This is a genomic window from Brevibacillus laterosporus DSM 25 (genome assembly GCF_002706795.1).
In the GTDB taxonomy this organism is placed as follows: Bacteria; Bacillota; Bacilli; order Brevibacillales; family Brevibacillaceae; genus Brevibacillus_B; species Brevibacillus_B laterosporus.
The window spans coordinates 1,835,316-1,852,192 of the sequence record NZ_CP017705.1; the positions used below are offsets into that span (position 1 = coordinate 1,835,316).

A 16,877-nucleotide genomic window follows, 5' to 3' on the forward strand; every position below is an offset into this window, starting at 1 on the left:
GTTTTTTTCTTATCCATCATCTTACCACGGGTTTCGCACTCATCCCAGTGCAAATGTAGAAAATCCCTCACCAAAAGGCAAGGGATTTTCTACTAGTCATCCAGCCTAATTTACTAGTTACGCAAAATTAGGAGATAAATTTACTTTCAAAGCTTTAGCTGTTACTTTTTCAGAGCTTGGTGCTACTTGCTCTTCTACTTTCACACGCTTTACATTTGCACCTAGCAGTTGCAGTTTTTCAGTGAAGTTCACATAACCCCGGTCAAGATGGTGCAATCCGCCTACTTCTGTCTCACCTTCAGCAATAAGTCCAGCCAAAATGAGCGCAGCACCGGCACGCAGATCAGTTGCACTCACTTTAGCACCAGTGAGTGCAACATTACCTTCGACAATTGCACTACGACCTTCAATTTTGATATTAGCACTCATGCGTCTAAATTCCTCGACATGCATGAAACGATTTTCAAATACCGTTTCCGTAATAATGCTTGTCCCTTCCGAAGCAAGCTGTAACGCCATCATTTGTGACTGCATATCAGTTGGGAACCCTGGATGCGGTAATGTTTTCAAGTCTACTGCTTTCAATGGACCCTTGCGAGTAACTCGAATGCCGTTTTCTTGTTCATCTACAGTAACGCCCATTTCACGAAGCTTAGCAGTTACGGATTTGACATGATCGGAAATAATCCCTTCAATAAACACGTCTCCACCTGTAATAGCCGCTGCCACCATGAAGGTTCCTGCTTCAATGCGGTCAGGAATTACACAATGGGTGCAACCCTTCATGCTCTCCACGCCCTCAATCCGAATGGAACCTGTACCAGCTCCACGAATTTTAGCGCCCATGCTATTCAAGAAGTTAGCCAAATCAACAATCTCTGGCTCTTCCGCTGCATTTTCAATAATCGTTGTTCCTTCAGCCAAACATGCAGCCATCATAATATTTTCAGTAGCCCCTACACTCGCAACATCCAGATAGATTTTTGCTCCTTGCAGGCGACCATTAACATTCGCTTCAATAAATCCTTGGCCAATCTCAATTTTAGCACCCATCGCTTCAAACCCTTTAAGGTGCTGATCAATTGGACGCGTACCAATCGCACATCCACCAGGCAACGCAATACGAGCTTTTCCTTTACGGGCAAGTAAAGGACCCATTACAAGGAATGATGCTCTCATTTTGCGTACCAATTCATAAGGTGCTTCCACACCCTTTAAATCAGTCGCATTAATGGTTAACATTTCATTTTGATATGTAATGTCAATTTGCAGGGTTTTAAGCAATTCACAAATTGTATGGACATCATCCAATCCAGGAACGTCATGAATGATAGATATTCCTTCTTCTGCCAAAATAGATGCAGCAATAATCGGTAGAACCGCATTCTTCGCACCAGAAACCTTTACGTTTCCTGCTAATGCCTTACCACCGCGGACAATAATTTTTTCCAATGTTATACCCCTCCGCGTGCTTAGTATTCCGCTGTGATGATAGGTGTCCCTAACGTGATCCTAGTCAATTGGTTCAACGAATCTACATGTGTCGCTACTTGCACATTCATTTTTTGATCGTTGGTTATTATATACGGCTTCCATTGTGTGGTATAGCCCGAAATACTAGTCACAGATTCATCCTGTAATCGCTCAACTTCTTGTGCTTGGAGGAGGGCAAAAACCTTATTAATTCTAGCCTCCTGCCAACCATCACTCAGTGTATCATTGTATATTCCGCGAATACAAGTGCTAAATTGCGGAATCAGACCCCTACTATTGGTCTTATCCACAACTTTTTCATACGCTCTCTCAATATCTTGCGCATGAATCCGCTTCCCTTCCAACGAGATCACCAAATATATGCTGATGTTATGGGGCTCAGGTACTCCTATCAAGCGAATTTGAAGCTTGGTTTGTCCCACTTTTCCTTCGGTTTGATAGATGAGCTGTTTTCCTTCTGCGGTTACTGCTCGTGCAGAAGGTATCCCCAGAATACCGCTCCATTCATGACCGAGAGAAAGAAACTCTTTAGCATTGCTAAGAGATGCAAGCCGTAAACTGGTCCGATGCTCAATGTCGGTTATTGAAGCCTCAGTGGCTTCCGCAGCTTCTATTAACTGCATTGCCACAGATGCTTTGGTTGATTGTGACCAATAAGAGAATCCACTTACAACAAGTAGACCAATAAGCGACATGACAACATAGGCCATAAATATGTGCTTTTTCATTCTTTCCCTCTCCCCGTACACTTTTTCTATATCTTAATAGTCATTGTGTACGTAAAATTGGAGGGTTATACCAATCTACTGAAACAATTGATTCAGTAACAGAGAATAACCTAAATAGTCCATGAAAAAACGTGCCACTCCATGTCCGATAACAATGGAAAGCAAGATTTGTAATAGCTTGGTTTGGGCACTATCTGCACGTTTTACAAATAGATCAAAGCGAAAAGCTTGTATAGCCCACCAGCTAATGCCTATACAGATGACAGAAATAAGAATCATCATCAAGGAGTAAAGTCCATTTGAACCGAGCAACAAAACTCTCACTTCTTTCTATAAACTCATTTTCCATTTTTGTAACGTTTCCCTGCGTGAATTCTTTTACTACTTTACCATAGACCTGTTGGCATTGAAAGGAAAAGGCGCTAGATATCATAGAGATGTTAGAAACTTTACAGGTATTAAAAAAGTTAACGATTGCTAAGACTCTAATCGATTAGAAGTATATAGACACATATACGCTTCTCCTACTAAAAAGAGGACAGCCGTTGGCCATCCTCTTTGTTTTTTCTATTTCTTATCTTTACCGTAGGGTCCTGTATTGCTTGCTTACAGCATATCACCCAAATTAAACATTGGATTAAAGTGGGTATGGATATACTGGATGAGAACCTCTGGTACAAGTCCGAAGACAAAGGTTCCGAGCGCCGCCAGCACTACAATGATTGTTACTCCTATTGGCAATCGCAACGCCGCCTCCGTCTCTCCGGCTCTCATATACATCTGTCGAATGATTCCAAAGTAGTAATAATAAGAAACGACACTGGTAGCGAGCATGATTCCTGCCAGCCAGAAGCTACCGCTTCCAATCGCGCTTAGGAAAATATAAAACTTACCAAAGAAGCCAGCGGAGATAGGAATGCCTGCTAACGAAAGCAAGAAGAGCGTCATAGCTAATGCCGCCAGTGGAGAACGATGGTACAACCCTGCAAACGCCTTGATATCCTGTGTCTTTCTATCCTCTGTCACCACCATAATCAGTGCAAAAGCACCAAATGCCATCAGCAGGTAAGCAACTAGATAGAAGATGATTTGTTCAAAAAAGAAGGTCTGATGCAAAATAACCAGTGGTACTAGTAAGTAACCTGCTTGGGCGATACCGGAGTAAGCCATGAGGCGCTTCACATTTTTTTGTCGTAGCGCCAGCGTATTTCCGACAATCATAGACAAACCAGCTACAATTGATAAAACCCATAGCATCCCACTAAAGACACTTTGATTGGTTTCTTGATTAAATAACCCAGCAAAACTTAAAATCATCACGCGGATGAGGAGCGCAAAACCAGCTCCCTTAGAAACAACTGCCAAAAAAGCAGTAACTGGGGTAGCGGCTCCCTGATACACGTCAGGTGCCCACATATGATTAGGTACCGCTGAGATTTTAAACGTCAGACCTGCCACGAGAAAGACAAAGCCGATCAAAATCATCGGACCGAATCCACTTTGGTACGCTTCTGACAAACGTTGGGTCATTTCGTACAGATTCGTTGTACCGCTAAATCCGTATAGATAAGACATTCCAAACAGCGTAACAGCGGTAGAAATTCCCCCTGCCACTACGTACTTAAAGGCAGATTCGTTGCTATCCATCCGTTTCTTCCGCATACCCACCATGATATACGAAGCCAAAGAAAGTAGCTCTAGTCCTACGAATAACGTGATTAAATCAGCTGAAGAAGCCATCACCATACAGCCAACTAGTCCCATTAGCATTAAATAGTAGAACTCTCCAAAATGAACAACCTCATCTGTTTTCTTTATATAGCTGATCGACATTAGTAAAGCAAACGCGACCCCAGCTAACAATATCAGTTTAAACGCACTGCCAAAATGATCTACCCGCATCATATCTGCCATATAAACGACAGGTTCTTGTAGCGAAGTCACATTAGATACAATGAAGTAGCCAGCTATAAGAACGCCTAGTAGTGATAGCCAACCCATGATAGTCCGATTCAAACGCTTACCTGCAATCAAGTCAACAAGGGACAGGACAGTGGCAAAACCAAGAATCGTAAACTCCGGCAGGAGATAACTCCAGTTATAAGAAAAAATATCTTTTACGTCCATCGTTTACCCTCCTATTCCCGTCACATGGATGACAATGTTTTTAAGCGTTTCTTGTAAGGGATTGCTTAACATCGCTGGATAAACACCAATCAAGATGATAAATCCTAGCAATACAACAATCGGAATTACCTCCATCGGCTGTGCATCGGCCAAATCCAGATGCTTTTCTTTTGTTGGACCATACGTTATGGCCATCACGGCACGCAACACATAGACCGCAGTAAATATAATACCTAAGGTACCAATCGCCGCTAACACTGGTTGACTCGCAAATAAGCCAAGGAAGGCAAAAAACTCGCTGATAAAGCCTGACATCCCCGGCAATCCCAAGGAAGCCATTCCCGCAGCTAGGAAGACACCACTTACAAAAGGCATTGATTTAGCTAATCCACCTAGCTGATCTAGTTGAGAAGTACCTGTGCGATCCCAAATGATTCCCACTAAGAAGAACATTAGCGCTGAAATAAAGCCATGTGATATCACTTGGAATAAAGCTCCTTGAAAACCAAACTGATTCATAGAAGCAAAGCCTAACAAGATAACACCCATATGGCTAATACTGGAGTAGGCTAAAACCATTTTGAGATCTTTTTGAACAAAGGCAAGCGCTGCTCCGTACAAAATATTAACTAAACCGAGAATTGCCATTCCTGTAGCAAAATATTGAACCGTTTCGGGAAAAAATCCAATCCCCATGCGTAACAACCCGTAGGCTCCCATTTTTAAGAGGATACCAGAGTGAATCATGACGATAGCCGGTGGAGCTTGAACATGGACTCTTAACATCCAAGTATGGAAAGGGAAGATCGGAAGCTTAATTCCAAAAGCTATAAATAGTACCAGGAACAGTCCCCAACGGAATGTCTCTGGGACATGTTCAATAAATGCATTGTTTGGTGAAGTTAGTGCCTCTGTCAGCACGGGTATACTCATAGTTGGTTCTTGTGTCACAATTGCACTCACAAAAAACAACGTGATAAATCCGACCAACATTAGTGCCGAGCCAATTCCGTTATATAAGAGAAAACGATTTGCCGCTTTTTCTCGATCTGTATAACCCCAAATCCCAATTAGGAAGTACATAGCTACCAGAGTTATCTCAAAGAACAAGAAGAACAAGAGCAAGTTCTGAGCAGCAAAAACCCCAAACATTCCAATCAATAATAGATGAAAGAACACAAAGTACTCTTTCGCTCTCTTTTTAATCCCCCACGATGCTACAGCCGCTAGTGTCCCAATGATAGCTGTCATCAGGATCAAAGGCATGGAAATACCATCTACGCCCATTTCATAATCAATATGCAAATTATACAGCTGTTGATCTGCTGTTATGGAAGCAGGTATTTGAATCCATGTCGCATGTTCCTCAAATTGATTGCCCCTCTGTTGATAGTCAAAGGCGCCAAACATCATTAATGCTAGAATCAACGGCACCAACGTTCCTAGTACTCCAATTTGCTTGACAGTGCTAACCTGTTGCTTCGGAACGAACAATAAGATCAAGAGAGCCAGAAGAGGCGAGAACGTCAGGAGCGATAACAGATAGCTATTTAACAAAAGGAACACCCCCTAACGCCGTAAGACTGACCATTAGAACAACGAGCCCCAGCAAGACTACAAAGCCGTAGGTCTGCATCTGACCAGACTGTAAGCGGCTTAATAACCTTCCAACCATGTTGGTCAATCCACCAATACTTCTAACCAGGCCATCAATGATGTAGTAATCCAGCCAGTTAAAAGCAAGGCCAATGCCTTTGAGCGGACGAATAAATACAAATGTATAGATCTCATCCATGTAAAATTTACGGTACGAAAGCTGATACAGCCACGGCAGTTGTTCGGATATAATATCGTTTGGCAGATTTTTTTTGCCATATATCAGATAAGCGAGTCCTATTCCAAACAACGAAATAATTACAGCTACAATCTGTAGCCATAAAGCACCATGCCCAGCTTCTTCTCCATATTTATCGATAATAAACTGACCAACAGAGCCACTCATCAACCATTCTCCTAGCACAGGAGCATTCGGAAGATTAATAAAACCAGCACCAATTGCTAACAATGCCAATAAGAGCATAGGAATCGTCATGACGCTTGGTGATTCATATGCTTTTTTAGCTCCTTCAGAAGCAGGTGTTCCTCTAAACGTAAGGAAATACAGACGGAACATATAAAAGGCGGTAAAAAATGCAGCTACAATCGCAATTACTAATAAGTCATATCGTCCGGCTGCATATACCGCACCGAGAATCTCTTCCTTTGACCAGAACCCGGAGAATGGCGGTATTCCAGCTATAGCGAGACACCCGATCAGAAAAACAACCGATGTAACTGGCATGCGTTTCGATAAACCACCCATTTTAAACACATCTTGGGTATGTGCCGCATGTATCACGCTACCTGCGGCAAGGAATAATAACGCTTTAAAAAAAGCATGCGTCATCAAATGAAAGGTTCCTGCCACATAACCCGCAGCCCCCGCTACTCCCAATGCCATCATCATAAAACCAAGCTGACTGACTGTAGAGTAGGCAAGAACACGTTTAATATCACGTTGCGTTAGACCGATAGAAGCAGCAAAAATAGCTGTAAATCCACCAACATATGCCACTACGTCTAAAGCGATAGGCGACTCAATAAATAACGGAAATGTCGTCGCAACCAGATACACCCCAGCGGCTACCATTGTTGCTGCGTGAATCAAAGCAGACACAGGCGTTGGCCCTTCCATTGCATCAGGTAACCAAGTATGTAACGGAAATTGACCTGATTTCCCTGCTGCTCCTACAAAAATAAGAATAGCAGCTAAGGTAATGATAAACGGTTCTACTTTACCACCCTGAATAGCGGTAAATATATCATCAAATTCAAAGCGTCCCGTCTGCCAAAACAGCAGGCAAATGGCAATGAATAATCCAACATCACCAATTCGTGTAACAATAAAAGCTTTTTTCGCCGCTGCCTTAGCCTCTGGTTTAAAGTAATAGTACCCCACCAATAAGAAGGAACAGACACCCACCAATTCCCAAAAAATGTATAATTGTAAGAGGTTTGGTGAGATAACCAAGCCAAGCATCGAGAAGGTAAATAGCGCTAAATATTGATAAAACACGGGGAAGCGCTGGTCTCCTTGCATATATCCACGCGAATAAATCTGTACTAACAAACTCACGATTGAAACGATCACCAGCATCATGGCGTTTAATTGATTTACTTCAAAGCCTACAGGAATGACATAATCACCTACTTGGAGCCATTTAATGCTGAGTACGTAATCCTGTGCCCCTTCTTGAAAACGAGCCATGAACGTGATACAAGCCAACACCAGAGATGCCGCCGTCAATAAAATGCTTATGTATCCCGCTCCCTCTTTTAATTGCCGTCCGAACGAGAGGATGATGGCAAAAGCGATCAGAGGAAAAAGCGGTACGAGCCAAGCGTACTGCATACTTGTATCCATATTTTCACCTATCCTTTTTCCTGGTTAATCTTTTAATTTATCCATCTCATCAACGTTCACCGTATCACGATTACGATAAAGAGCGATCAATACTGCAATCCCAACAGCTACCTCTGCCGCAGCTACCGTCATGGTAAACAGAGTGAAGATTTGACCAGTAACAGCCGCATGCAAACCATATTTAGAGAATGCTACTAAATTAATATTTACAGCATTCAGCATAAGTTCAATGGAGAGCAAGACGATAATGGCATTTCGTTTGGTCAATGCTCCGAACAGCCCAACACAAAATAAAATGAGGGCAACAAGCAAATAAGAAGAGATATGAATATCCATCTGCGTTACTCCTCCTCTTTCTTAGCCAACACTATTGCGCCTACCAAAGCTACTAGTAACAAAACGGATAGCAATTCAAATGGAATAACGAACTTTGTAAATACGTCAATTCCAATTTCCTTGACGTTACTAACAGATGGATTGGGGGTTCTCGCTGGCACAGAGGACCAATTTGTGTATTGAATGGCTGTAAAAATAGTTACAAACAAAGTAACAACTCCCGCCAAGCTAAACCAAAACCGTGCCCCACGTTTTTTCCCTTCTTCTGTCGCATTATGCTTTGTCAGCATGATTCCAAATAGCATCAGAATCGAGATAGCTCCTGAATAGACCAATATTTGAGAAACGGCAACGAATTCAGCTCCTAGTAGCACAAACAAACCCGCAATACTTATAAACGTTACCCCAATAGAGATCACCATGTGAACCACTCGATTAAAGTTAATCATAAAAATTGCCCCACCAATGGTCAGAAGGCCCAATATAAAGAACACGGCATATGACCCGCTTATCAATTAGTTCTCCTCCCTCACATTGGTATTGTTATCATCCAACCATTTTAAATCCTTGTACAATTCATCTCGACTATACACAGCCAGCTCAAAATTATTAGTCATGACGATTGCATTTGTTGGACAAACCTCCGTACATAGATCGCATAAAATACAGATTTCAAAGTTGATATCATACGTATCAATGATTTTACCTTTTTTCTCGGGATCAGGATGCGGCTTCCCAGTCAGTTGAATACACTCAGTCGGACAGACGCGAGCGCACTGATTGCACACGATACATTTTTCCGGTGAGAAATGCTGGATTCCTCGAAATCGAGGCGGCATTTGGAAGGGCACATCTGGATACATCGTCGTTAGCTTCTTCTCAGACAGCTTTTTGAGCGTGTAACCTAGGCCTTTGGCAAACCCTAGCATGTAAATTCCTCCCCATTATCAAAATAGATGGCTTATAGCTGAAAATCTAAATAAAACCTTTTTGAAATGAGATGACTACAGCCGTAAGCAATATGTTCAAAAGAGCAATTGGTAAAAGCCCTTTCCAAGCAAAGGCCATTAGTTGATCCGCACGGAATCGAGGCATCGTTGCCCTAATCCAGAACTGCAAAAATACATAACACATAAATTTAAGGATAAACCAAATAACCGGCGGAATAAAGCTGAGGCTCGGATGAATCGGTAGCCATCCTCCTAAAAATAGAATGGTAATCAAAGTTCCCATGCCAAACATGTACACATACTCTGATAACATAAACATTGCGAAACGGAATCCTGAGTATTCCACATGATAGCCAGCGACAAGCTCCGACTCAGCTTCTGGCAAATCAAACGGAGAACGATTTAATTCAGCCTGTGCTGCAATTAAGAATACACCAAATCCTAATATTTGCGGAATAATGTTCCACATGTCCTGTTGTGCATAGACGATATCTTTTAGGTTAAGACTGCCAGTCATTAGGACAACACCCACAACCGACATAACCAGCGGCACCTCGTAACTAATCATCTGTGCTGCCGAACGCATGCCACCAAGTAAAGAATACTTATTATTAGAAGCCCATCCAGCCGTAATGACACCCATGACAGTAATGCCGGACAAGGCGATATAATACAATACTCCAATCCCTAAATCGGCAAATTGTAGCTTATCGGTAAATGGCATGACAGCCAGTACCGCAAAAGCGGGAGCATAAGCCAATATTGGGGCTAGTGTAAATAGAGCACGGTCTGCATTTTTGGGACGAGTATCTTCTTTAATAAGCAATTTGACAACATCGGATACCGTTTGCAGAAGCCCCAGGGGACCTACACGATTAGGGCCATAGCGTAATTGCATCCAGCCAATTACTTTTCGCTCAAAATAGATAGCATATGTAACAAAAGCAAGTACCACTAACAGTAACACTATTGCGGCCATGGAGAACAGTAAAACATTGGTAAATGATGGGGTTTGTTGAAGCCAACTAGTCATTTATGCATCTACCTCCCCTACCACAATATCAATGCTACCCAAAATCGCCACCATATTGGACATATTAACACCTTTCAATAAGGTAGGTAAAATCTGCAAATTCACAAAGGACGGTCTTCTTAGCTTCATTCTCCACGGTCTATCCTTGCCTTGACTAGCTATATACACACCCAATTCCCCACGTGGTGCTTCAATGCGCACGTACGCTTCTCCTGCTGGTGGTCGAATCACCCTAGGGACTTTTCCAATAACCTCTCCTTCCGAGGGAAATTGATCTAGGGCTTGCTCTAAAATACGTAGCGATTGCTCAATTTCTTGGAGACGTAAATGATAGCGAGCCATACAATCCCCATCTGTAGATACAGGAACATCAAAATCAAACCGATCGTAAATGGAATATGGCTCATTTTTACGAATATCCCAATTCTCTCCTGTGCACCGCAGCATAACACCAGACAAAGAATAATCAAGAGCCATTTGACGATCATAGGTACCAATGCCAGTTAAGCGACTAATAAAAATTTCATTCCCGCTCACCAGAAGGTGGTAATTAGCTAATTCCTTTTTAAGATACTGAACAAATTCCTTTGCTTTATCAATCCATCCAGGAGGAGCATCCCATTTTACTCCACCAATTCTCATATAATTGTACGTCAATCGTGCCCCCGAAATCTCATTGAACAAATTAATAATTGTTTCTCGATCACGGAACGCATACAGAAAGGGACCTATTGCTCCGATGTCCAAAAGATAGGTGCCCCACCAAACCAAATGGCTAGCGACACGATTTAGCTCCATTACAATTACACGCAAATACTCAGCTTTTTCAGGGATTTCTAATCCCATCATCGTTTCGACCGCATGACACAATACATAATTATTGGTCATGGAAGAGAGATAATCTAGCCGATCTGTATAGGGAATGATTTGAGTGTAAGTAAGATTCTCAGCTAGCTTTTCTGTGCCACGATGCAAATAGCCCATTACAGGAATGGATTCTTTAATGGTTTCACCGTCAATCTTTACAATTAAACGAAATACTCCATGGGTACTTGGATGCTGAGGTCCAACATTCAGAATCATTTCTTCTGTGCGAATACTAGTCGTCATTGGAGTACTCAAGGTTATACCCCCTCATCAAAAGGCTCATAATCTTTACGCAACGGATGTCCAACCCACTCATCTGGCATCATAATTCGAACCAGATTGGGGTGTCCTACAAAGTGGATTCCTAACAAATCGTATGTTTCTCGCTCGTTCCAGTCAGCCCCTGGCCACACATCTACAACAGAAGCAACAGACGATGCTTCACGCGTAGTTTTCACCTTAATGGCCAAGCTTTGATGATGTGCATACGAGTACAAATGATAGTAGACTTCCATTCGATCTTCATAATCGACTCCATGTAGGTTGGAAAGGTAATCAAATTGTAAGCCGGGTTCCTGCTTTAAAAAGAGTGCAATGTCATGCCAAATCTGATTTTTTATCGTCATGGTGGGAACTTCTTTTGATAACGTGTTAATGTAGGATTCTTCAATGCTTTCTTTGCCAAATCTCTCTGCTATGATTTGTACAAAACGATCTAGGTAGGGTTGATTCTTTGAGGGGGGAACTTCTGCTGCTACAGTTTCTTCGTTTGCTTTCGCTTTCGCCTTTGCCGCCGCGGCTGCTGCCGCTTTTGCTTTTGCAGCTGCTACTGCTTTCGCTTTTTCGGCTGCTTTAGCCTTGGCATCTGTATCTAGTCCTGTGGTCACTTCTTCACTTGCTTTTGTATTTTTTTCTTGAATAGACTGCTCAGCGCTTCCTATAATCGTGCCACTTTCAAGCTTTGCTTTTGCCGCCGCGGCTGCCTTTGCTTTTGCAGTTGCTTTCGCTTTGGCATCTGTGTCAATCTCTGTAGCTGATCCAGCGATCACTTCTTCACTTGCTTTTGTCTCCTTCTCTTGAACAACCAGCTCCGCACTCACTTCAGTGGCGGTACTTTTTTCAAGCTTTGCTTTTGCCGCCGCAGCTGCCTTCGCCTTCGCGGCTGCTGCTGCCTTTGCTTTCGCTATCGATTTTTCATCAGGTACGGAAGAACTAGCAGAAGAATCACCTTGTGCCATTCCTTTTGTTGTCGATTGGTTTGGTTCTTCATCGGCTACATTCGCTTGTGCTTGCTGTGCCAATTTAGCCTTTACAGCTGCTGCCGCTTTTGCCTTCGCTTCAGCCACTGCTGCTGCCTTCTCCTCAGGTGTAGGTTTTCTTTTTTCTTCACTCATTGCTGATCCACCCGCTTTCCGGTCTTTGCTTCATAGCGGATTTTTTCTTGTAATTTATTAATACCATAGATCAGCGCAACTGGACTTGGCGGGCAACCTGGAATATAAACATCCACAGGGCATATTTGGTCAACACCCTTTACCACACTATACGATTTAATATAGGGACCACCCGCCGTAGCACAGGAACCCATGGCAATGACCCATTTTGGTTCAGGCATCTGATCATACAATCGTCTTAATAATGGCGCCATTTTTTTCGTTACTGTTCCAGCTACTATCATCACATCTGACTGTCTAGGAGAAGGGCGAAAAATGACTCCAAATCGATCAAGGTCATAGTGTGAACCGCCTGTCCCCATCATTTCAATCCCGCAACAGGCTAATCCAAACGTAAGTGGCCATAGCGAGTTGCTTCTTACCCATCCTTTTAAGGTCTCTAAACTCGTAAACAGAACATTCCGATTTAATTCATCCTGTAAATCTGGTTCGATGCTCTTCAAATCTAATTCCATTCAAGCACCTTCTTTCTCCATGCGTACAACAGGCCAATCATCAGAAGAGCGATGAAAATGCACATTTCCACGAGAGCAAATAATCCTAATTCATTAAAAGCTACTGCCCACGGATACAAAAATAAGGTTTCTACATCAAAAATAACGAACAGAAGAGCAAAGATATAATACTTTACGTTAAAACGAACCCAACTGTCTCCAATCGGGATATTTCCGCTCTCGTATGTCGTTTGCTTTTCAGCATTCGGTTTATTGGGACGTAATAAAGGCCCAATGATACTTACCGTAGCAACTGGAAGCAGAACACCAAGAAGCAGAAAGATGGCAACAATGACATAATTGTTTGCATAAATAGCATCCATCTTATTTCCCTCCATTGTGCTGTAGGTCTTCGAATTTCTTCATAATTATAGCAAATCAGTACATTTCTGTACAACGAAAGCCCTTACAAACACTAAGACTTTTATTAGCCTACGTACATTTATATACTTATTTTATCAGATTTTTGTTTATTTTATGAAAAAATATTACATTAATAAAATAAAAGGGTTCTACCTGCAACAGAGATGTGCAGGTAGGACCCTTTGTTACTTGGTGTTTGTTCCTAAATAAACATGTTACTAGCCTACTGAGCAGCTTGTTCAGCTACTTGCTGCTCCGTTTGTTGTTCGGTTTGTTGTTCGGTTTGTTGCTCTGTTGTTTGTTCAATTTGTTCTTCCACCTCGATTGGAGCAGGAAGTCGCCCTTTTCCTTTTCCCTTACCTTTATTCGGTTGCAATAATACATCTACAACTACAACCTTTTTAATGGAAGGAACCTTCACGGAAGAAACATAAACAGTAAGATATACTGGTTTTTTCTGTTTTTTCTTTGGTAATTTTACTAGGAAGCCATCATTGTCAATCAAATCAGTGTTAGAGCTTTCTACCACTTTATAAGTAATTTCATCTGTTTCATTCGGTAGCTTTAACACTTGTTTATTCAATTCACTAACATTAACAACCTTTGCTGAGAAATCCTCAGCTGCTTCGTTAACTAATTCCCTGATATCTTCACGGTCTTCTCCATCTACTGGACCTTGAATCGAAATAGCATTCCAAGCTTCATATTTAATTTTTAAATCGTCTTCTTTTTCAACTGGATTCTCTGGATCATACTGATATCCAAAGATTCTTACTTTATATTTCCCGTTTTCTGGTGTTGTCAGCTTACCAGTTTTTGCACTCACATATTCCCCAGTTAGGTTTTTAAAGGAGAGCTTTCCTGGTTTCAACAATTGAAGATTTCCTTTTTTATCCGTCTTTTTCTCTACAGCCATTGTGCCTAGCTTTTCGTCATTTAGATCCCAAAGCTGTAGTTCAATAAGATTAATATCCTTTGCTTGCAAGTCAGCAGATGCAGAGAAAGTAAGTGTATCCGGATTAACTTGAGTGCTGGAAAGCTTAAAGCTATCAAAGCCGAATTTATTTTCTTCCCTTTCATCACCTACATGGATAACAAACGGCAGGTGCAAGTCAGGGTGTCCATCTTCGCTCTTCAGACGAACTTCACCTTCGTATACGCCATCCTTTAATTTTTTCTTAGCCTCTACCTGTAAATTAAATTGTACAGATTTACCAGGTTTTACAGTAAAGTCATCGTCTGACAGCTTCACTTTCAGGTTGTCTACATCGGTAGTTGTCGCTGGTTTTCCAGGTACGGACGTAACCTTTTCGTGCATAATAACTTCTGCTTCGTATTCAACCTCTTCATCAGAAGTATTTTTTAATTGAAGTGTTCTAACTAACGGTTTTTTCATGTCTTTGGAAACTAAACCAAAGCTAATATTTGTTCCATAGTTGGTGACAAATTTTTCGTTCATGTTTTTATCTAAGATTTTGGTCTTTTCAACTGTTTGTAGCAAGGCTGGTGTTTTTAGGGCCGCCAAACCATCTACACGACCAGAGCCTTGGGAATAAACATCGTATAAGACACCATTTCCATCTTTAATCTCAACAGCAGTATTAGCCATAGCCGCCTTTACATCAAATGGCGTCCAATCAGGATGGGCCTGTTTCAAGAGCAGAACCAGACCAGCTACATGCGGAGTCGCCATACTTGTACCGTTTAGTCGTTGGTAGGCATGATCGTAATTCGCATCTGGGAAATCTTTTTTCCATGTTGGCTTTGCTGATAAGATGCTTACCCCAGGAGCCGATACATCTGGCTTGATAGAGTACTCATCATCCATAGCTGGTCCACGTGAACTGAAGTCAGCCATCTGATCGCCTTTTTCTTCTGTCTTAGGATATTCACTACTAAACGTGATGGTAGCTTTGCTTGGATCAGCTTGAATTTGCTTCACCAATTCACGGCCTTCTTTCCCTTTCATGTCAAAGGTAGGAATTGCATCCATCTGATCACCAAGATAGGAATTAAAGTAATCATCACGACCTACTGGATCTGGATCTGCGATGCCATCTCCATTAGCATCATTGCCATTATAAATAATAATAGCTTTTGCTCCTGCCTTTTTCGCGTTAGAAATCTTATCAACAAAGGCCACTCCGCCACGTGAAACTAAAACCACTTTGCCCTTTACATCTACCTTATCAAAATCAGAAATCAATCCCAGGTTAGCAAATACAAGAGGGAGAGTTTCTGAACCCACTATCTTAGCAAAATCAGATAGACCTGTTTCATAACTTGCTACTTTAAATTCATAGTTTTTACCGAAGGAGGTAGTAGCTGTACTGGTATACAACTCTACAGGTGGTGTAGTTGCTCCCACAGAAATAACTAATTTTGCACCAGCTGGAGATCCGGCTGTGTAATAATATTGATTTGGATTATTATTAGCAGCATTTCCGTTAGCTACCACTGGAATAACCCCAGCTAATACTGCATTATTTAACGCGATAGCATCAGGTGAATCAGAGTTTTTTTCCAAATCAGATCCTAACGACAAATTAAGAACATCCATGCCATCTTTAACAGCACGTTCAATTCCATCAATTACTTGAGCCGAGCTTCCTCCATGTCGACCTAACACACGGTATGAATAAAGGTCAGCCTCATAGGCAATTCCACGAACATGAACGTCGGATGTTTTATTGGAAGCTCGCCCAACAATTGTGCCAGCTACATGGGTACCGTGATGTGAGCCCTTATAACCTTTTCCCTCTGGATCTTCATCAACAGGGATTGGTTTTTGCTCATATGGGTCATCGTCATCATCGTAGGAGTCATAGCCACCTTTATAGGCATCCTTTAAGTCAGGATGCAAATAGTCTACACCTGTATCAATAACACCCACTTTTAAGCCTTTACCAGTGTAGCCTAGCTTCCACATTTCAGGTATTTTCATTGCTTTTAAAGGATTCACATCATAATTTCCCGGTGGTAGCTCAGCTGTCTCAGATACAACCTCTACGTCTGGCTGGGAGTAGTAGTTAATGTTGTTATAAACAGCTTTTACATTAGGTAGTTCAGCTAACTTAGGGATTTCATTGGCAGGCAGAGTCACTACCATTCCATTAAATACTTCTTCAAATTTCTTCTCGATATCCAAATCAATACCCTTATCTTCTACAAGTCCTTCAAAATCATCTTGATCATCAGATACTAGTGAACGTGCTTCTCTTTCAGAACTTTTTGACTTTCCTTTCGTCACAACAACTGGATCAGCTTTTAACTGGACAATAACAGTCACCATTTTAGAAGACTTGGTATCCAAAGCAGGGGATATGTACGCAGGGCCAGTAGAAACCTCCTCATCAGTTTCTCCCGATACCTTTGCCTTTGTTAACGCATTAACATCTAAGAGCGCATCCAATTCTAAGCCTTCCTTTGGAGTCGCCGCCATAACATTATATGGGATAACTCCTAGCAACAAGCTAGTAGCTAGTGCTATTGATGTGATCTTTTTAGGTTTTCGTAACAACTAAGATCCCTCCTAAATTAATAGAATTAAGAAAAATTTATAATATCA

At 41.7% G+C, this 16,877-nt stretch carries 15 protein-coding genes; all 15 read right to left on the reverse strand.

What is annotated here, in order from left to right:
• Nucleotides 1-117 precede the first annotated feature (117 nt).
• On the reverse strand, nucleotides 118-1,452 hold the full coding sequence (murA, locus tag BrL25_RS08805) for a UDP-N-acetylglucosamine 1-carboxyvinyltransferase (protein WP_018669757.1): 1,335 nt from the start codon (nucleotides 1,450-1,452) through the stop codon (nucleotides 118-120).
• A 20-nt stretch (nucleotides 1,453-1,472) separates the two neighbouring features.
• The gene (locus BrL25_RS08810) at nucleotides 1,473-2,222 is read right to left on the reverse strand and encodes a YwmB family TATA-box binding protein (protein ID WP_018669756.1); all 750 of its coding nucleotides are present in this window, start codon (nucleotides 2,220-2,222) and stop codon (nucleotides 1,473-1,475) included.
• A gap of 75 nt (nucleotides 2,223-2,297) precedes the next feature.
• Nucleotides 2,298-2,537, reverse strand: a complete 240-nt coding sequence (locus BrL25_RS08815; RefSeq protein WP_003342326.1) for a DUF1146 family protein — start codon at nucleotides 2,535-2,537, stop codon at nucleotides 2,298-2,300.
• A gap of 291 nt (nucleotides 2,538-2,828) precedes the next feature.
• Nucleotides 2,829-4,349 (reverse strand): NADH-quinone oxidoreductase subunit NuoN, encoded by a 1,521-nt coding sequence (gene nuoN, locus BrL25_RS08820; RefSeq protein WP_018669755.1) that lies wholly within the window; start codon nucleotides 4,347-4,349, stop codon nucleotides 2,829-2,831.
• 3 nt (nucleotides 4,350-4,352) lie between these two features.
• The gene (locus BrL25_RS08825; RefSeq protein ID WP_018669754.1) at nucleotides 4,353-5,906 is read right to left on the reverse strand and encodes a complex I subunit 4 family protein; all 1,554 of its coding nucleotides are present in this window, start codon (nucleotides 5,904-5,906) and stop codon (nucleotides 4,353-4,355) included.
• Nucleotides 5,896-7,812 (reverse strand): NADH-quinone oxidoreductase subunit L, encoded by a 1,917-nt coding sequence (nuoL, locus tag BrL25_RS08830; protein ID WP_018669753.1) that lies wholly within the window; start codon nucleotides 7,810-7,812, stop codon nucleotides 5,896-5,898. The genes BrL25_RS08825 and nuoL overlap by 11 nt, the downstream gene beginning before the upstream one ends.
• Before the next feature lie 24 nt (nucleotides 7,813-7,836).
• Nucleotides 7,837-8,148 carry an NADH-quinone oxidoreductase subunit NuoK gene (gene nuoK, locus BrL25_RS08835; RefSeq protein WP_003334264.1) on the reverse strand — a complete coding sequence of 104 codons (312 nt, stop codon included), beginning with the start codon at nucleotides 8,146-8,148 and terminating at the stop codon, nucleotides 7,837-7,839.
• Between the two features lie 5 nt (nucleotides 8,149-8,153).
• The gene (locus BrL25_RS08840; RefSeq protein ID WP_026314984.1) at nucleotides 8,154-8,660 is read right to left on the reverse strand and encodes an NADH-quinone oxidoreductase subunit J; all 507 of its coding nucleotides are present in this window, start codon (nucleotides 8,658-8,660) and stop codon (nucleotides 8,154-8,156) included.
• Between the two features lie 3 nt (nucleotides 8,661-8,663).
• Nucleotides 8,664-9,077 carry an NADH-quinone oxidoreductase subunit NuoI gene (nuoI, locus tag BrL25_RS08845; RefSeq protein WP_003334261.1) on the reverse strand — a complete coding sequence of 138 codons (414 nt, stop codon included), beginning with the start codon at nucleotides 9,075-9,077 and terminating at the stop codon, nucleotides 8,664-8,666.
• Between the two features lie 46 nt (nucleotides 9,078-9,123).
• Nucleotides 9,124-10,131: an NADH-quinone oxidoreductase subunit NuoH gene (nuoH, locus tag BrL25_RS08850; protein ID WP_018669751.1), complete on the reverse strand. Its 1,008-nt coding sequence runs from the start codon at nucleotides 10,129-10,131 to the stop codon at nucleotides 9,124-9,126.
• Nucleotides 10,132-11,241 carry an NADH-quinone oxidoreductase subunit D gene (locus BrL25_RS08855; protein WP_035311783.1) on the reverse strand — a complete coding sequence of 370 codons (1,110 nt, stop codon included), beginning with the start codon at nucleotides 11,239-11,241 and terminating at the stop codon, nucleotides 10,132-10,134.
• 14 nt (nucleotides 11,242-11,255) lie between these two features.
• Nucleotides 11,256-12,392 carry an NADH-quinone oxidoreductase subunit C gene (locus BrL25_RS26300; protein ID WP_018669749.1) on the reverse strand — a complete coding sequence of 379 codons (1,137 nt, stop codon included), beginning with the start codon at nucleotides 12,390-12,392 and terminating at the stop codon, nucleotides 11,256-11,258.
• The gene (locus tag BrL25_RS08865; protein ID WP_018669748.1) at nucleotides 12,389-12,907 is read right to left on the reverse strand and encodes a NuoB/complex I 20 kDa subunit family protein; all 519 of its coding nucleotides are present in this window, start codon (nucleotides 12,905-12,907) and stop codon (nucleotides 12,389-12,391) included. Before BrL25_RS08865 ends, BrL25_RS26300 begins: the two co-directional genes overlap by 4 nt.
• A complete protein-coding gene (locus BrL25_RS08870; RefSeq protein WP_018669747.1) occupies nucleotides 12,898-13,269 on the reverse strand; it encodes an NADH-quinone oxidoreductase subunit A in 372 nt (123 codons plus the stop codon). Before BrL25_RS08870 ends, BrL25_RS08865 begins: the two co-directional genes overlap by 10 nt.
• 263 nt (nucleotides 13,270-13,532) lie before the next feature.
• Nucleotides 13,533-16,829: a S8 family serine peptidase gene (locus BrL25_RS08875; RefSeq protein WP_018669746.1), complete on the reverse strand. Its 3,297-nt coding sequence runs from the start codon at nucleotides 16,827-16,829 to the stop codon at nucleotides 13,533-13,535.
• Between the last annotated feature and the right edge of the window lie 48 nt (nucleotides 16,830-16,877).